15 protein-coding genes are annotated in these 16,517 nt (G+C 44.7%); 10 read left to right on the top strand and 5 right to left on the bottom strand.

Going from position 1 to position 16,517, the window contains the following annotated elements:
- Positions 1-97 precede the first annotated feature (97 nt).
- Positions 98-1,501, top strand: a complete 1,404-nt coding sequence (locus MKY87_RS30000) for a PQQ-binding-like beta-propeller repeat protein (protein ID WP_340967686.1) — start codon at positions 98-100, stop codon at positions 1,499-1,501.
- A gap of 67 nt (positions 1,502-1,568) precedes the next feature.
- On the opposite strand, the gene MKY87_RS29995 is transcribed toward MKY87_RS30000, so the two are convergent.
- Complete coding sequence (locus tag MKY87_RS29995; protein WP_338594603.1) at positions 1,569-2,243, bottom strand: class I SAM-dependent methyltransferase; 675 nt, start codon at positions 2,241-2,243, stop codon at positions 1,569-1,571.
- A gap of 163 nt (positions 2,244-2,406) precedes the next feature.
- Between MKY87_RS29995 and MKY87_RS29990 the strand changes: the two genes are divergently transcribed.
- The 5 genes from MKY87_RS29990 to MKY87_RS29970 all read left to right on the top strand — a co-directional run bounded on the left by MKY87_RS29990 (position 2,407) and on the right by MKY87_RS29970 (position 8,304).
- The gene (locus MKY87_RS29990) at positions 2,407-3,018 is read left to right on the top strand and encodes a hypothetical protein (RefSeq protein WP_340967684.1); all 612 of its coding nucleotides are present in this window, start codon (positions 2,407-2,409) and stop codon (positions 3,016-3,018) included.
- Between the two features lie 172 nt (positions 3,019-3,190).
- Positions 3,191-4,171 carry an SDR family NAD(P)-dependent oxidoreductase gene (locus tag MKY87_RS29985; RefSeq protein WP_340967682.1) on the top strand — a complete coding sequence of 327 codons (981 nt, stop codon included), beginning with the start codon at positions 3,191-3,193 and terminating at the stop codon, positions 4,169-4,171.
- Between the two features lie 237 nt (positions 4,172-4,408).
- A complete protein-coding gene (locus MKY87_RS29980; RefSeq protein ID WP_340967680.1) occupies positions 4,409-6,439 on the top strand; it encodes a methyl-accepting chemotaxis protein in 2,031 nt (676 codons plus the stop codon).
- 115 nt (positions 6,440-6,554) lie between these two features.
- The gene (gene murB / locus MKY87_RS29975; RefSeq protein ID WP_445259540.1) at positions 6,555-7,463 is read left to right on the top strand and encodes a UDP-N-acetylmuramate dehydrogenase; all 909 of its coding nucleotides are present in this window, start codon (positions 6,555-6,557) and stop codon (positions 7,461-7,463) included.
- A 232-nt stretch (positions 7,464-7,695) separates the two neighbouring features.
- Positions 7,696-8,304, top strand: coding sequence for a hypothetical protein (locus tag MKY87_RS29970; RefSeq protein ID WP_340967678.1), 609 nt, complete (start codon positions 7,696-7,698; stop codon positions 8,302-8,304).
- A gap of 37 nt (positions 8,305-8,341) precedes the next feature.
- On the opposite strand, the gene MKY87_RS29965 is transcribed toward MKY87_RS29970, so the two are convergent.
- The 4 genes from MKY87_RS29965 to MKY87_RS29950 form a co-directional block, all read right to left on the bottom strand.
- Positions 8,342-10,591, bottom strand: coding sequence for an ABC transporter permease (locus MKY87_RS29965; RefSeq protein WP_340967677.1), 2,250 nt, complete (start codon positions 10,589-10,591; stop codon positions 8,342-8,344).
- 30 nt (positions 10,592-10,621) lie between these two features.
- On the bottom strand, positions 10,622-11,320 hold the full coding sequence (locus MKY87_RS29960) for an ABC transporter ATP-binding protein (protein ID WP_340967675.1): 699 nt from the start codon (positions 11,318-11,320) through the stop codon (positions 10,622-10,624).
- Between the two features lies 1 nt (position 11,321).
- Complete coding sequence (locus tag MKY87_RS29955) at positions 11,322-11,909, bottom strand: TetR/AcrR family transcriptional regulator (protein WP_340967673.1); 588 nt, start codon at positions 11,907-11,909, stop codon at positions 11,322-11,324.
- Positions 11,910-12,133: 224 nt separating this feature from the next.
- Positions 12,134-12,919: a DUF817 domain-containing protein gene (locus MKY87_RS29950; protein ID WP_340967672.1), complete on the bottom strand. Its 786-nt coding sequence runs from the start codon at positions 12,917-12,919 to the stop codon at positions 12,134-12,136.
- A 265-nt stretch (positions 12,920-13,184) separates the two neighbouring features.
- On the opposite strand from MKY87_RS29950, the gene MKY87_RS29945 reads away from it, so the two are divergent.
- The 4 genes from MKY87_RS29945 (at position 13,185) to MKY87_RS29930 (ending at position 16,516) form a co-directional block, all read left to right on the top strand.
- Positions 13,185-13,529 (top strand): YojF family protein, encoded by a 345-nt coding sequence (locus MKY87_RS29945; RefSeq protein ID WP_017688572.1) that lies wholly within the window; start codon positions 13,185-13,187, stop codon positions 13,527-13,529.
- 22 nt (positions 13,530-13,551) lie between these two features.
- On the top strand, positions 13,552-14,232 hold the full coding sequence (bshB2, locus tag MKY87_RS29940) for a bacillithiol biosynthesis deacetylase BshB2 (RefSeq protein ID WP_339783968.1): 681 nt from the start codon (positions 13,552-13,554) through the stop codon (positions 14,230-14,232).
- 317 nt (positions 14,233-14,549) lie between these two features.
- Positions 14,550-15,938 (top strand): right-handed parallel beta-helix repeat-containing protein, encoded by a 1,389-nt coding sequence (locus tag MKY87_RS29935; protein ID WP_340967671.1) that lies wholly within the window; start codon positions 14,550-14,552, stop codon positions 15,936-15,938.
- On the top strand, positions 15,935-16,516 hold the full coding sequence (locus tag MKY87_RS29930; RefSeq protein WP_051449728.1) for a nitrous oxide reductase accessory protein NosL: 582 nt from the start codon (positions 15,935-15,937) through the stop codon (positions 16,514-16,516). The genes MKY87_RS29935 and MKY87_RS29930 overlap by 4 nt, the downstream gene beginning before the upstream one ends.
- Position 16,517: the final 1 nt, after the last annotated feature.

Genomic DNA, 16,517 nt, shown 5'->3' with positions numbered 1-16,517 from the left:
GAATAATTTAACAATCTCGTAACTATTTGGACTCACCACACGTTATGGTTATGTAGTTATATATCAGGCTCATTTTTAACAGGAGGAATTATTATCTATGATCAATAGACATAAACGTCAAACGACTAAGCAATGGAAAAGAAGAGCAGGCAGACCCATCGTTGCAGGTCTTACTGCCGGAATGTTGATGGTTCATGGAGTCATCGGCGTGTTGCCATCTCAGGCACATGCTGAAGCATCGGATGTATCCATCCGTAACTGGTATTCCTATCAGCGAATCACTGTACCTGAACTGAAACCTTCTTGGACAGCAAAAGTAGATAACTATTTGAGTATGAACGAGACGTACATCGGAGCTAATGCCATTGCAGAAGAAGGCAAAGTATTTACGTTTGCTGGATCAAAGTTGATTGCACTTGATGCGACAACAGGTAAACGGCTGTGGACTTACGGCAAAGAACTGACACCTTATATTACCTATCAAGGCGGCGTCCTCTACGGACTGACCAGTGATCACAAGCCATATGCCTTGAATGCAAAAACAGGCAAAGCAAAATGGCAGTCAGGAACATCCACCTGGATTGATACGGTTCAACGTACGGAAGCTCTGATTCCAACAGCGGATACCCTCTATGTTATTAAAGGAAGTACAACGTTTGCACTGGATATCCAGTCAGGCAAACTGCGCTGGAAGGCAGATGAGCCATTAGGCGAAGGTCATGGTACTGAATATCTTGAAGAGTCTAATGGTATTGTACTGAGAACCTTTTTTGTCCAAGGGGCACTTACATCCGTTCAACTTAATGCATATGACAAGAAAACGGGCAAGAAGCTTTGGGGGCATTTTGGTCAGGGGGAAGCTATTCAGATCAAAGACGGTCTTGTGTATTCGGTGGATTTTTATTCTCCAATGTTGGAAGATGACGAGTCTTCACCTGAACGCAAATGGAAAGTCAATGCTTACAACCTGAAGACCGGTGTGTTGAAAGGAAGTCAGGAGTATAGGTGGACCATGCCTGGTGACCCACCGTATACGAATGGTAGAGGAGGTATACTTGTCTATAAAGACAAACTGTACATTTCGCAGGGGGACAACATAGCGGAGTATTCGTTGAATACGACCAAGTCGGAAACTACGCCCATTCGAACGTTTCACCAACCTTACGGGGACAAAATGGAGTTACTTGGCATTGTACAGGAACGGCTGGTGTACAAAAACCTCGAGACAGGTGAACTTAAAGGCATTAAGCTGGCTAACGGTCAGGAGGTGCAGTGGCATGGTGATGCCCCGGTTTCTCAGATTGATGTTTACGGTAAAGGAATGTATCGAGCGCAACGTAACGGCACCCTGCTTGCCCTCAACATGATGACGGGTCAGCCAGCTTTTCGAGTCTCTACCGGGGGAGACCTGCATAATAAGACATTGAAGACAAATGGAATGATCATCATCCAAGCCGAAGGCAAACTTCTCGGCGTCAAGCTGCCAGCATCGCTGAAATAATCGATTCAGAATAAAATCATGGGAGAAGACCGGATCAGGGCATAACTCGCTTCTAATCCGGTCTTTTTTATTTTTGTGCGTAAAACACTGCAAAGTCCAAGTATTTGTACATGCAGTCTGCCACGCCAAACCCAGCTTCCTCCAACCACATCAATTGATCCTCCAGCGTGGCATTGATATCCACCTTGCGTCTTTCGATCGAAGCCGAGATGGCTTCCTCAGACAAACCACTTTGATGTATCGTTTCTAACCAGCGCTGGCGGTAATAGGTGTCCGTATCGGGGGTTCTTCCCTGAACTTGATCTGCGTTGATGAAACATCCACCTGGTTCTAACAACTTGTGTACAGAGTCAAACACCTTTTTCTTGTCAGCGTGGGGCAGATGGTGAATAGACAGGGAGGAAATAATCATATCGTAGGAACTGGTGAAATCGTACTTGGAGTAATCCCCGATCACATACTGTACTTGGTTTGCATCAGCAAATCTTCGACGTGCTGCTTCAAGCATTTGATCACTAATATCGATCAGGGTTAATCGTGCGTTGGGATACTTTTGCAGGACCAATCCGGAGAGCAGTCCCGTTCCTGCACCCAGATCAAGAATACGTGGAGAATCGAGCGGGCTTTCCATCAGATCCAGAGCTATTCCATAAAAATCATCAAAGCAAGGGATAAGCTGCTTTCGCTGCACATCATAATCTTGGGCTACCTTATCAAACAGCTGCTTTACTGAGAATTCCATGTGCTTATCACTCCTTGATGTTTTCTCCATATTTTACAAACTGGAAGGGATCAAGGGAAATACTGATTATGGATAAACTCATAGGTTGGGCCTATAGGTTTCGAGTTTCTGCCATGGGTAATAACATGTAAGCGCAGAATATAGACAGGGAGGAATGAACCTGATGTTTCAACCACGTTCTATTATGATGAGTATCTCGTTAATCGTTATAGTTCTAACACTTGCAGCTTGCTCTGGTAGTAATGAACCTTTGCCTAGCCCTCAACCATCAATGCCAGTAGGTGAAACAGAAGACGCGATTGAAACAGAGCGTCCACAGACCGAAAGTTTTGAAATGTTGACCGCAGATGGCAATCAATCACTAGAAGCGACCTTGCAACAAGGAGAAGGATTTTCCTTGTACGTATTTGAGAAATTCACATTTGATGCTGTTAAAGGCCGTCTGTCACTGACTAGTAACGCTGACTATTATGTGGATATTGAACCACTGCCTTTGGAGTATAATCTGGCAGAACTGGAGACAGCGGGTAAAGAAGAATTAGAAAAAGCCGGTAAGGTATCCGATTATAGCGGAGAACTGGTAGAACACCCGCTTGGTTATGCCGAGCTCTATCTTCAGGCCTCTGGTGAAAAAGGCATTAGCGATTATATGGTCTGGAAATCAGAAGAAGGGGATGCATTTCTATTCCGTCTTCATAATCCAAAAGGTGAGAAGGCTTCTGATTTCGCCAGCCCGGTCCTTGTTTCGTTATCCACCGTTCAGGGTGATTCGTAACTTAGATGACTATAAATTTTTCAACGAAAGTCGCCAATTGGCGGCTTTTTTACTTATGCAGATTGCACGGAAAAGTTGCGAGACGATGTATTCACTTCCATTTGACTTAGAGTACGCTCTAGGGTGTAGACTTTGAAGAAGAAAAAGAAATATTGCCAAGGAGATGAACAGAATGACACAGGAAAATAATATTAGAACTTTACAACATAAAATGGACTCTGGATTCAATCATAACAGTACAGCGGAGGATGTATTGAGAGATCTGGACTTGTCAGGACAGCTTGCTATTGTAACGGGTGGATATTCGGGTCTCGGGTTGGAGACGACACGTGCGCTTGTTAATGCGGGAGCCCGTGTAGTGGTGACTGCACGTCGTCCAGCGGTTGCAAAGGAAGCACTTTCTGGTCTTGAAGGTGTTGAAATAGATGCATTGGACCTTGCTGATTTATCCAGCGTTCGTGCTTTTGCCGAGCGGTTTCTGGCGAGTGATCGGAACATTGACATGCTGATTCTTAATGCGGGCATCATGGCTTGCCCGGAGACACGGGTTGGTCCTGGCTGGGAAGCTCAATTTGCAACAAATCATCTGGGCCACTTTGCCCTGACTAATCTGTTATGGCCAGCACTCGCTAGTCAGGGGGGAGCACGTGTTGTTTCCTTGGCATCAGCGGGACATCATTTCTCGCCTATTCGTTGGGATGACATCCAATTTGAACATGGCTATGAGAAATTCCCTGCCTATGGACAGTCCAAAACAGCAACGATTTTATTCAGCGTTGAGCTGGATCGTCGAGGTGCAGAGCACGGAGTACGGGCTTTCTCAGTTCATCCAGGCGGAATTATGACACCACTACAGCGTCATATGCCAAAAGAGGAAATGATTGCGCTGGGCTGGATTGATGAATCTGGACAAGTGGCCAACCCTGCGTTCAAAACACCTGAGCAGGGGGCAGCGACGCAAGTCTGGGCAGCAACTTCACCTCAGCTTGAGGGAAAAGGCGGTGTCTACTGTGAGGATTGTGACATCAGTGAATTGGCTCCAGAGGATGGAGGTTTCTATGGGGTCAAGAAGTATGCTATCGACCCTGAGCAAGCTCTTCGTTTATGGGATCTATCGGTCAAGCTGACTCAAACAGACATAGAACTCTCATAATCATGTAGTTTTCTTGTCCACGAGATAACGGTAGTTGCATGAGAAATGCCTTGCGGTATTCATCCGGCCTAGATGCTGGTTCCGCAAGGTGTATTTTTTATTTATTTTTTTGAAAGAGAATATTTAGTTTCATGAAAAACTTTCATATATCTTTAAGTTGAAATTAATCGTACCCTCATCTATTTCATGCTTAATAGAGAATAAGCTACGATACATCATACATAAGGAGAAACGCCTATGAAATTCAAGAAAAAAATCGGTACGGTCAGGAACCGTCTGGTAGCATCATTTTTAATCGTATTGTTGCTTCCCAGTCTGGTTATCGGAGGATTTGCCTATTTTACCGCTAAACAGCAAGTAGATACACAACTAGCCAACATGGCCAACACCGACATATCGCTCGTTAGCAGCATGATCAACCAATACATACAAGCTAAACAATCAGATGTGGGTCTCTTAGCCGAATCCATTACATCTACAACTCCTGAAGCCGCATTAAAAGCCTATACCAATAACCATTCGGAGGTCGAATCAGCTATTTTTGTAAACAGCGACGGACAGCATGTGTACGCTTCTTCCAGTCAGAGCAAGCCGGGCAACGATAAACCTCTGGAGAGCGAATTCTATACAAAGGCGATGGCTGATCCAGGACAGGTTGTTCTGACGGAGCCGTTCACTTCGGAACAGTCGGGTAACACGGTATTGACCTTAGCGAAAGCGTCTAGTGACAGCAAGTCAGTCGTCGCTGTAACCCTTGATTTAAGCACTCTGCAAGAGATTGTAGGCCAGATCAAAATTGGAGATAACGGCTTTGTCGTCATTTTTGGCGCGAATGGCTCTATGATCGTAACTCCGCCATGGGGAACTGAAAGTTCTCAGGGTGAGGATGCGGCAAATGGTAGTGCAACACCGCTCAACTCTTCTTCCGATGCAGAACAAGACACCGCTCAAGGTGATGGAGGACCCGGGACAACGATGTTTGAGGGCGACTCCGGCCAAATTGAGCAAAGCTCTCCTGAAGGAGAGACACGTCAGCTCGTCTATATTACCAATCAGCTTACGGGCTGGAAAATCGCAGGAGATCGCTCACCGATCGAGATCGTGCAAGCAGCCAAACCCATTTGGAACAATACATTAATGGTCATCTCCGTGTTTGCCCTGCTAGGGATAGGGATGACAATCCTGATCGTGCGTTCGATCACCAAACCGCTCAAAACATTGAATAATGTATCTGAGGAAGTCAGTCGGGGAGATTTGACCCAAAGTGCAGCCATTTATTCAAATGATGAACTCGGTCAGTTGGGGGATGCCTTCAACCTTATGGTCGGTTCCCTGAATTCCATTGTATCCGAGGTGAAGAATTCATCTAATCAACTGGTCACTGCTTCGGAACAGTTATCCGCTAATGCGGGTCAAAGTGCTACGGCAACAGGGCATATCGCTGAAACGATTGAACAGATGGCGGAAGGCGCTGACAGACAGGTGGTGCTGGTTGAAGCGAGTCTGCGTTCTATTCATCATGTGGCGGAACAAATCGGTCATATCGCCAATAATGCCTCAGCGACAGCTTTAGCTACAGAACATGTAACGGAGAAATCAAAAGAGGGTGGGCAGGCCATCAATGGCGCTGTGACACAAATGGGAACCATACACCATTCCGTCAATCGTGTGTCGGATGGCATTAACCATCTGGTTCAGACTTCGTTGGAGATCGGGCAAATCATCAAGGTGATCTCAGATATCTCCCGTCAGACCAATTTACTGGCTTTGAATGCTTCCATTGAAGCTGCACGGGCAGGTGAACACGGCAAAGGTTTTGCTGTTGTAGCCAGAGAAGTAGGTGCACTCGCGGAGCAAGCTGCTGATTCTGCGAAGCAAGTCACCACACTAATTGGCAGCATTAACGAAGGAATCCAGCATGCGGATCAATCCATGATTGAGGCGATTGGTGAAGTTTCCAAAGGGATGACCGTGATGAATACGGCGGGCCAGCTCTTTGAAGAAATTACCTTGTCCGTGGATATGGTGAACAGCAAAGCCAGCGAAGTGTCCACCATGGCCGATGATATCGTTCAAGAGACCTCCCATGTGGTGGCGAAAATCGAGGACATTTCTCATGTCTCGCGGGAAACGGCGGAAGGGGCGCAAACGGTATCTGCGGCAACAGAGCAACAACTTGCTTCAATGCAAGAGATTAGTTCATCTTCATCTTATCTGGCTCGCATGGCATCACGTCTTCAGGAACTCACGGAAAAGTTCAAAATCTAAAGAGAGTGCGATTAATTATTGTGAAAACAACATAATTTCAAACAAAATCTCCTATTTAGCATATAATAAAGAAGGAGCATCTCATTTTCGCGATGGTGCAATCATTTCTTTATGAATTCAGGGAGAGAAAATCATGAATATTTTTGAGCATCAGATACCTTTGGAAAAAGTGAAATTCAATGAACCGTTAAAAAATCACACGTTTATAAAAATTGGTGGTAACGCAGATATTCTCATCCATCCAACAACGATAGACGAAATCACAAAAATCGTAGAAATTGCCAACTTACATCAGTTACCTCTGACGGTCATTGGAAAAGGCTCAAACGTCATCATTAAAGACGGGGGCATCCGGGGAGTAACGATTTCTCTTAGCCACTTCGATCAAATTAAAGTGAGTGAGGACAGCATGATTGCGCAAAGCGGCGTTGATATCATTGATGTATCCAGACTTGCTTTGGAGCATAGCTTGACCGGTTTGGAGTTTGCTTGCGGTATTCCCGGCAGCACGGGGGGCGCACTTTACATGAATGCGGGTGCTTATGGCGGTCAGATCGCAGATGTTGTTGAACGTGCGACTGTGATCACCAAAGACGGCGCAGTGTTGGAGATCCCGCGAGAAGAGATGAAGTTTGGTTATCGAAATAGTCTCTTCAAAATGGATCACTATATCATACTGGAGGCCGAATTCGGGCTCAAAAAAGGAAACAAGGATGAAATTGCAAGCAAAATGAAGGAACTAACGTTCCTGAGAGAATCCAAGCAGCCGCTGGAGTATCCTTCTTGTGGAAGTGTATTTAAACGACCCGAAGGACATTTTGCCGGTAAACTGATTCAGGATTGTAACTTGCAGGGTACTCGCATCGGAGGTGCTGAAATCTCCATGAAGCATGCAGGTTTTATCGTAAATGTGGATCACGCTACTGCCCAGGATTATATGGATCTGATCCAATTTATTCAGAAGAAAGTCTATGATACGTTCCAAGTTGAATTGGAAACCGAAGTAATCTTTCTGGGAGAATAGCTTCGATGAATGACTTGAAAGGTCGCCCTTGGCGGCCTTTTTTGATTGTACGAATTATACTCAAACAAGAACCAATATGCTAATTATGGTAATATCAGAGTGATTGTATTTAATATTTCACCGTCATCATAAGGAGTGTACAATGGAGATAATCAAGCGTAACAGGAGAATTTTGCTAATCACTGCAATAGTAATTTTATTATCGCCCCTGTCAATCTTGGCATATATGTATATGAATGAACGAGCTGGCGGACTAGCCGATCAACGGATATCCAAAGTTTGGGGATTGAATGAACCTATACGTATTCCTATAGCGAACAGTCCTCAAGGGGCCGTTCAAGAATTTAGAGGTGAGTTTTATACTTCCCAATTCATTCATCAGGAGGCTTTAGACGGTGGCATGATTTTGTTCACACAAAAAAAGGATCGGGAAAACAACAGTAATCTTCAGATGGAGTATACCCGCAAGAACATTTTCGGATGGAAATGGGTATGGGGTGGAGGATATTCCATTAATGAATCAGTTGAATCCAAGTCTGCGTTGCATTATATGAGCATACCGAAACTGGAAAAAGTCTCGGCCTCGTTTCCCATGCTGTTTGGTGACATCATAGACTCCACTATCAAACGTGTAACTGTTGAAATCAAAGAAACGGGTAAACCCGACACATTCGATGTGAAGCTGGTTGAGGCAGGTGAGAACCAACGAATCTGGTACGTATTCCTGCCATCATCAGCTACTCTTCCTTATACCATCAAAGCATACGATGAAAAGGAGAACCTCTTAATCAACAAAGACATTGAAGAGACAGATGGCTTTGGCTCATTATTTGTTAAATAATCTCAAACAGAACAACTATGCATTCTATAGTCACAACTTATTCATGACTTGGAATACTTTCAAGCCCCATGCCTCGTGTCTGCTTAAACACTTTTCGCTTAAATAAGGAGACGACCAACTGATATTGAAGCAAAATCAGTATGAGGATCAGGATTAGAATCCACCAATGGATCTGGAACGGGATATAATCCCCGGTTTGTAATGAGATCATGCGCAAGATTGCACGTGCTGCCAGGATCGCAACGGGTACAGCAATCAGATACAGCAGGACAAATAGCGGTTTGTATACATCGACGAGCGTACGGTTAATGTCTCGATGGCTATATCCAAGCAATCGAAGGATATGCATATCCTTATGGCTATCCTGAACGTTAAGCAAAATGACTAGATATATCAGCAGGAAACCAACAAGAATCCCTGCCACTTGATTAATGACAGCACTGGATTGGCTCGATACTGCATCGCTACGCAGAGCAGCTAACTTGTTCTCGGCAGTAACCACTCGTGCATTTGAGTCCTGAGCACTGTCGTTACTGTATTCCCCGTTATGCATGAAGGGGCTAACGTTCAACCACCTCGCTAATTGTGTTTTGGATGTATAGATCGTATCTGCTTCACCATTTCGGCTAATCTCACGGACTGAGACGTTATGTGGTTGATGATTAATAATCAGTTGAACGGTATCTCCGGATTGGATGTCATACAACGAACTGGTCGCCTCACTCACCACGATACCATCCAGCTCAGCAGGCAGAATGGGGGTGTTGTCATGATTCATAAGTTGCACCTGTGTTCCCTGATCATCCATGCCGACCAACTCTCCTGAGAGTTTTTGTCCATCAACTTCCACGAGCTGTACGGACTGTCTGAGGTAGTACATGCTGGACCTATGCGATGTTACTTCATCTTCCTTCAGATTGGGATAACGGATATCGTACCTGTAGTGCATGCCTGTCGTCTGTGATTCCAGGGCGGCACCACTTGATTGATACAACGAAGAACTCATGATAAATAACAAGGTCATCAGAAAAATTGCTGCTGCACTTAAGAAAATGGCGTTCCATTTGCGAAGCACGACGCGCAGAGGAAGCCTTAATCGTTCCGGCAAAAGGCTAATTACGGATTGAAGAGCTGTGGTTAATCTTCCATTCGGAAGAGGCTTAATCGTGTTATGCATGACATGAAAGGTCTCTTGGCGCAAAAAAGGAACGATAGACATCCAGGTGACCAGCACCGTTCCGATGATAGGAATCAAAAGCCCAAACAAGATAGAACGGAGTTCAAGGCCTCGTTCCCAGAGGGGGAAGGAGTACATTTGAGCATACATATGGATTAGGACAGAGGAACCGAAGAAACCCAAAACCATCCCGACGAGTCCTCCTGCTGTCGATAGGATCAGTGAATAAACGAGTGGTGCGTGGCTGATCTGTCTTGCCGTATATCCCATTGCCTTGAAGCAACCGAAATCTTGACGGTGAAGGCGGACGAAACGGGTGTAGAACATGTAGAAGATAAACAAAGTAATGAGTGTAAACAAGAAGAGGAAGCTCTGGGCCAGACTTTGATTGGAATCGATTGCGGTCAGTGGTTCGGTGCTGCTCTCAAGTCCAGAATTGAAAGCCAAATATGAGAAGGCGGGATCACTACTTATGCGCACTTCAGCTGAGCCGGAGTCCACATCTGGTTTGAACTTTGCTGCATAATAGCGCTCTTCCTGTCCGTTTATCTTATGGTACACATCAGGGGTAACGACACCGAAAGTCGCTTGATTGTAATCTTGCTTCAGGTCATTGAAAGGAATAAATGATTGGTAGTCTGGCAAAAACATGGAGCCAACGATGGTGAGATTCTGATTTCCTATGGTAATTGAGTCTCCTACAGTCAGGGCATGCTTATCCATATAGTGCGGCATTAGGGCAACTTCCGTAGAAGCTGCCGGCAGTCGACCTTCCAATAGGTAAGGTACATTTAGCATCTGGGGTGGAGCGAGCAGATAATAATTTGTACTGTCTTGTGTAACTTTTTTGAATCTTTTTTCCTCGATAATAGCTTCTGTATGTATCTCCTCTAACGCATGTAAACGATCTGCATCTTCTTGCAATTGGAAGCGGAAATCCTCCAAATGTTGTGTCTCAGCGTATTCTTGAATATGAACCTGATTACGATCCACCGAGAATTCCACAAAAAAATACATAAACGAAGTCAGCACTACCATGAGAAACAAGAGGATGGTGTATCCACGGTTTTGCTTCAATAAACGGTTCACATGCTTGTTAAGATAGCGCATTAGTCTTCCGCCTTCCCATTGTGAGTATATCTATGCCCAATGCATCTGTGCAGCAGTAATTGGGTGCTCGTTCAATCGATCCTGATAGATGGAGCCGTTCTTAATTGTAATTACGCGCTGAGCAGTTTTGGCAATTTCAGGATTATGGGTGATGAACACAATGGTCACTCCGTATTGCTGCCGGGCAAGATGAAGAAGCGAGATCACATTTTTGCTGTTCATCTCATCCAACGCACCCGTGGCTTCGTCGCAGAACAAGATACGAGGCCTCTTAATTAATGCACGTGCAATGGCTACCCGCTGCTGTTGCCCACCAGACAGTTGACCGGGAAACTGATTCAGGATGTCCTCAATCCCCAGAAGGGCAGCTAGCTCCTCAACCGTGTGGCGTTCACTTGTTCCAGAGAGCCCAATGTATATATTTTCACGAACCGTAAGATGAGAGAGTAGATGGTAGTGTTGGAAAATGTAACCCAGATGCAGTCTGCGAAAGTCGGCAAGTGCATCCTCGTTCAGTTCAGCAATATCCTGGTTATTGATGAAGACGTGACCATTTGAGGGTCTGAGCAGTCCTGACATCAGGTTGAGAAGCGTGGATTTTCCGGAGCCACTTGGGCCAATGATGGCTGTAAACTCACCTTCAGCGAGATCCAGACTGATTTCGCCTAGTATCATTTCATTTTTTTTAAAATGTTTCGTTACGTTCTGAACGGAGATGGCGATGTTCATCTTACACACTTCTTTCATAAAGATGAATTTGGATGAAATCAAGCTGTTCGCGAATAAAATCTTCAGTTAGATCGGTAGACAGGGCAAGCACTCGTAGTCCCTCCAGGAAAATAACAATATGAGCAGCAGCCGTGTGGCTTGCCTCAACCTGTATTTCACCACGTTGGACCCCATAGTCGATCAGTCGACTGAGCTCCGTGATGCTATGATCCTGTTGGCGGTGAAGCAACTCACGATCCTCTGCATTGCGGTGTGACAAGAAAAACTCATACGCCGCGGTCATAATACTGTCATTGATCTCAGTTAGATCGATCCGTTGACTTGTCCAGAATGCATCCATGATCTGCTGAAATGGTATAGCTGCTTCCATCTGGGCTGTAAAAGTTTCATGCGTCTGTTTGCTACTTTCCATCAATAAGGATCTGAAAATCTCCTCTGTTGAGTTGAAATATCGGTAAAGACCGCCGCGGCTAATTCCGCATTGCTCCACAATATCTGTCATCGTGACAGCATGGAATCCTTTTCGCACAAATACCTGATGTGCACCTGCAAGGATCATCATTTTTTTGGACAACGATTTCTGAGTCATAGCTTCCTCCTGATGTAATAGAATCAAAAAAAAGTGACATTAATGTCGCTTTATTGATCATTTTATGACACTAGTGTCGTTTTTGTCAAATGAAAGTGTTACCGATCAGGTGGGGGACATAAGTATATCTCCAGTTGCATTGGCACAGTAAAAAAACAGCGGCATTCGAAGACTTTATGTACGAGTCTAAGATTGCTGCTGTTTTACGGTTAGAGAATAAATAGTTAACTGGATTTTGGATCATCTGGGGTTCGATTGGCTTTCACATATTTGAGCTGCGCAACGATGATGACACTGATGATGACCAGCAGGAACCATGAACTGATCTTACTAAAGCTAACCAGTTGCCATGCATCATGCTGATCTGGATATTTCCAGGCATTGAAGAATGTAGCGATATTCTCGGCAGTCCAGATGAAGAAACCAACAATGATAAAAGCCAGCGATAACGGCATTCGATAGGTCGTTGCTCGTACCCGGTAGATAATCCAGGTTTTCCAGAAGACAATAAATACAAGCGCCGTCAGCCACCAGCGAAAATCGGGAATAAAATGATGAGTGAAAAAGTTAATATAGATGGCTGCTCCGAGCAGCATGGAAGGTGCAAAACCAGGCCATCCGGTCATGTCCATTCGCAGTCTTCGCCACACTTGACACATAAAACTGGCTACACTTGCATACATGAATCCACTATAAAGAGGCACACCCAGGATTTTGGTGTAAGCTGGCTCAGGGTAAGACCAGGATCCCATCCATACTTTATAAATCTCCAGCACCAGGCCAATAATGTGAAATACACAGATGACCTTGATTTCATCCCGGGTTTCCAAGCCGCTTCGATACATCAGGTACTGCACAGCAAGTAATACGAGCAGAATGGCATCATATCGATGAAGGAAAGGAATAGGAATTACGCTGGACAGGGCCAGTGTTCCAAAGATCGCTACGGGAAATATGCAACTCATGGCCTGATGATAGCCAAAATGAAGTAGTTGTATTAGAGATTTCAAGTTGAGTTAAACTCCTTTCCAAACATGTTGGAGCAAGATTCACTTAAGATTTAGGTTCTTCATCACGGGCGTTTTTGCCTACACTTCATAATATAGATTTGGTCCATGAATAAAAAGAGAAAAAAACGGGCAAATCTGTTCTTGTTTTCAAACCTGAATCATCATGAGAATGCTCTATAAGAGGCGACAGGGTCACTCCATGTATATTCTCTTCAGGTTATGTTAAAATGAAATTCGTACAATTACATTAGACAAGGAGGCCGCTATGCAACCAATTAAACCTCAAGATATTCAGCTCCGGATCAATAATCTTGCTGATCAGGACTTATACGTACATCTAGAGCTTACGTCAGGTGCTTACGCACAACACATGGACAGTACTAAACATCCAGCATCGGCATTCATTACTAATGCGGCCATACGATATACGCAGGGATCCATTTCAGGTACAGGTCCATACCGTGTTGGTCTGAAAACGACGCAAGGATGGCTTTACGCCGAAGGTCTTACACATATTGATGAGCAGGAACAAGAAAGACTGATTCTTGCCGGTCACGACAGCCAAGGTAAACTAGTTGTGGCGTTACAATTAAGCCGAGAGATGTTCTGATGAAAGCGGAGGGTTGAATAACATGAATACTACACACAACGAGCAAGAGCATGAGCGCATCTTGGTGGTGTATCCCCATCCAGATGATGAAGCTTTCTCTGTATCGGGAACGTTAGCCAAATACATAGATGGCGGTGCCCATGTAACCTATGCTTGTCTAACACTTGGCGAGATGGGGCGCAACATGGGGATTCCTCCATTTGCCAACCGAGTGACGTTGCCTGCCATCCGTAAACAGGAACTCATCGAAGCTTCTGAAGCGATTGGTATTCAGGACCTGAGAATGCTGGGTTTCCACGATAAAATGCTGGAGTTCGAAGACCCACAGTTACTGGAAGACACCGTCATGTCGCTACTTAAAGAATTAAACCCCACGCTGGTCATTACGTTCTATCCGGGGTACAGTGTTCATCCCGATCATGATGCAACGGGAGCCGCTGTTATACGTACAATCGCTAAACTTCCTGTGGATGAACGTCCGATTGTTCACTGCGTTGCGTTCGCAAATAATCAGGAACAGTATATTGGCAAACCGGATGTATTCGTTGACGTATCCGAATTTTTGGATCGGAAAATGGCGTCCATTCGTGCCCATCGTTCACAATTCCAGGCAGCAGAGCTTGTAGGAAATCGTGAGCTGAATAATGAAGAAATCAAGAAACGTTTTGGCAGAGAAACATTTTGGACCTATCCATTTGAATAATATGTTACTTAGAAGTCGCCTATATGGCGGCTTTTTTTGTTTTACATCACAATATCGACACAAAAATGTAGCGTCTATAGCCTAATTGAGCTATATGGAATAAATATCATTTTAAGTACACTGTGATCAGGATTGTGATAACGCTTCATTTATTACGTTGCTTCAATGGATGAGGAACATGGAGAGTTGATTTTAAGTGGAATGGAGGGATGGTGTGTACAACCAACGTATATTTTGGATTAACGTAAGACCCGTTGAATACATTGCCACAGCAATAAGCAACTGTAACCAGAAGCCGGAATTGCGCGGTTTGAATCATGAGTAATCCTCAGGCAGGATTGGGTGCATTCAACAGTTGTAAGAAGAGTCGGGTTACGGGTTTACTTTTTCTAATCGGAATGATGATGCTCCTACTATCTCTTCCGCACGGTGCAGTCATGGGCTCTTCCGGACATCGTGATCTCATTCCCCTTCAGCCTATGATTGACCGATCTGCACCTGGAGAAGTCATTGAACTTGCGTCAGGTCGTTATTCTGGACCGGTGACGATTGACAAGAACATCACCATTCAGGGTGATCCTACGGTCATAGTTGTTAATGCGGAAGCCACCTCTACGATAATGATTCGCTCGGATGGGGTGAAATTGAGCGGTTTTACAATTGAACATGATACCAATGAACAGACTGCAGCCATTCAGATTGAAGGGAAAAACAGTGAGATCACGGATCTGCATATTCAGACCCAGGGGTACGGGATGATCATCCGAAATTCGAGTCATGCAACGATTCAGCGGAACAACATTACTTGGATGGGGGCTGATTCTGCTTCCAGTAGCCAGAAGGGCAATGGTATTGATCTGTACAACTCCCATGATAGCTACATTGAAGCCAATGAGATCACCGGCATGAGAGATGGAATCTATCTGGAGAACAGTCGCAAGTCTATCGTGCAAAATAACAGGCTGTTACATACAAGGTATGGCATCCACTGTATGTACATTGACGGCTCTTCTGTCATGGATAATACCGGAGAAGAGAACATGACAGGTGCCATGATTATGGGCGTCAAGAATACGGTAATCTCGGGCAATTCTTTTCGCAAACAGAGTACTAATGTTCATTCCCAAGGCATTCTGTTGTATGACGTGCATCAATCCTCAATTCATAACAATGTGGTGGAGGGTAATCGTGTCGGCATGAATATTGCAGAGTCATCGGGCAATGAAATCCGTGGCAATGCGGTGCTTCGGAATTTTGTTGGCATCCAGCTTGTTCTGGCAGAAGCTAATGAGCTTACAGGTAACCAATTGGTATCCAATGTTATTGAAGCTTCAGCGCTGGATAGCCCGAATAATACCATGATGGAGAATTACTGGGACTCCTTTCAGGGGCTCGATCTGAATCAGGATGGGATCAGTGAAATATCCTATGCCATCAATCCTTTTTATGAGCAACTGGTCAGTCGAAATTCAGCATATCAGCTCTTTTTTCAATCACCGGGTATGGTCTTTCTGAGTGACTTATTTACAGAGGGCAGAGAACAATGGACTACCGACGATTCGCCACGAATGAGCATGGATACGGGATCTGATCTGAACATGTCAGTGGAAAGGGCAGCAGGTTCCAATGTGGTGTGGATGCTCGGGTTAGTTCTGTTGGGTATGGCAACTTTTATAATCATCTATATGGGGGTATTACGAAAATGAACAAAAGCTTGAACAGAAGATGGTCCATGGTTATGGTACTTATGTTTGGCATGGTATTGTTAACCGCTTGCGGAACAAAATACGCGGCATTGCCGATCAATGAAGACGTGGATATCTGTGCGATCTGTAAAATGCAGGTGAAGGACGATGCATATGCAACACAGCTCACTACGAAAGACGGCCAAAATTACAAGTTCGATGACATCGGCTGCATGAACCAGTGGAAAACAGAAAATGGCACAGATAACATCGGTATGGACTATGTACGTGATTATAATGACAAGGAATGGATTGAATACAGTAAAGCCACGTATGTGTACGACGCTTCATTGCGTACGCCTATGGCTTATGGAATTCTTAACTTTAAGGACAAGCCTTCGGCTGAAGCTTTCATTGCAGAGCAAGGTGTCGGAACCATTATGACCGCTGAGGATCTTGCCTCCCATGACTGGAAACAGAACACAGAGAATATGGACATGATGGGTGAACATGGGCATGATGAGCACGGACATGGTGAAGAAGGAGACGGTAATGAGATGCATCAGGAAGGTGAGATGAAAGAAGAGTCAGGCCACTAGG

The sequence above is a fragment of the Paenibacillus sp. FSL R7-0198 genome, from assembly GCF_038000415.1.
In the GTDB taxonomy this organism is placed as follows: domain Bacteria; phylum Bacillota; class Bacilli; order Paenibacillales; family Paenibacillaceae; genus Paenibacillus.
The sequence above is the reverse complement of the archived record's forward strand: the minus strand, read 5'-3'. Positions and strand labels throughout refer to the sequence as shown.

Coding starts and splice junctions, on each gene's coding strand:
- MKY87_RS29970 (WP_340967678.1), top strand. CDS start 7,696: ATGAATGAACGAGCTGGCGGACTAGCCGATCAACGGATATCCAAAGTT.
- MKY87_RS29995 (WP_338594603.1), bottom strand. CDS start 2,243: ATGGAATTCTCAGTAAAGCAGCTGTTTGATAAGGTAGCCCAAGATTAT.
- MKY87_RS29945 (WP_017688572.1), top strand. CDS start 13,185: ATGCAACCAATTAAACCTCAAGATATTCAGCTCCGGATCAATAATCTT.
- MKY87_RS30000 (WP_340967686.1), top strand. CDS start 98: ATGATCAATAGACATAAACGTCAAACGACTAAGCAATGGAAAAGAAGA.
- MKY87_RS29990 (WP_340967684.1), top strand. CDS start 2,407: ATGTTTCAACCACGTTCTATTATGATGAGTATCTCGTTAATCGTTATA.
- MKY87_RS29980 (WP_340967680.1), top strand. CDS start 4,409: ATGAAATTCAAGAAAAAAATCGGTACGGTCAGGAACCGTCTGGTAGCA.
- MKY87_RS29955 (WP_340967673.1), bottom strand. CDS start 11,909: ATGACTCAGAAATCGTTGTCCAAAAAAATGATGATCCTTGCAGGTGCA.
- MKY87_RS29965 (WP_340967677.1), bottom strand. CDS start 10,591: ATGCGCTATCTTAACAAGCATGTGAACCGTTTATTGAAGCAAAACCGT.
- bshB2 (WP_339783968.1), top strand. CDS start 13,552: ATGAATACTACACACAACGAGCAAGAGCATGAGCGCATCTTGGTGGTG.
- MKY87_RS29935 (WP_340967671.1), top strand. CDS start 14,550: ATGAGTAATCCTCAGGCAGGATTGGGTGCATTCAACAGTTGTAAGAAG.
- MKY87_RS29930 (WP_051449728.1), top strand. CDS start 15,935: ATGAACAAAAGCTTGAACAGAAGATGGTCCATGGTTATGGTACTTATG.
- MKY87_RS29960 (WP_340967675.1), bottom strand. CDS start 11,320: ATGAACATCGCCATCTCCGTTCAGAACGTAACGAAACATTTTAAAAAA.
- MKY87_RS29985 (WP_340967682.1), top strand. CDS start 3,191: ATGACACAGGAAAATAATATTAGAACTTTACAACATAAAATGGACTCT.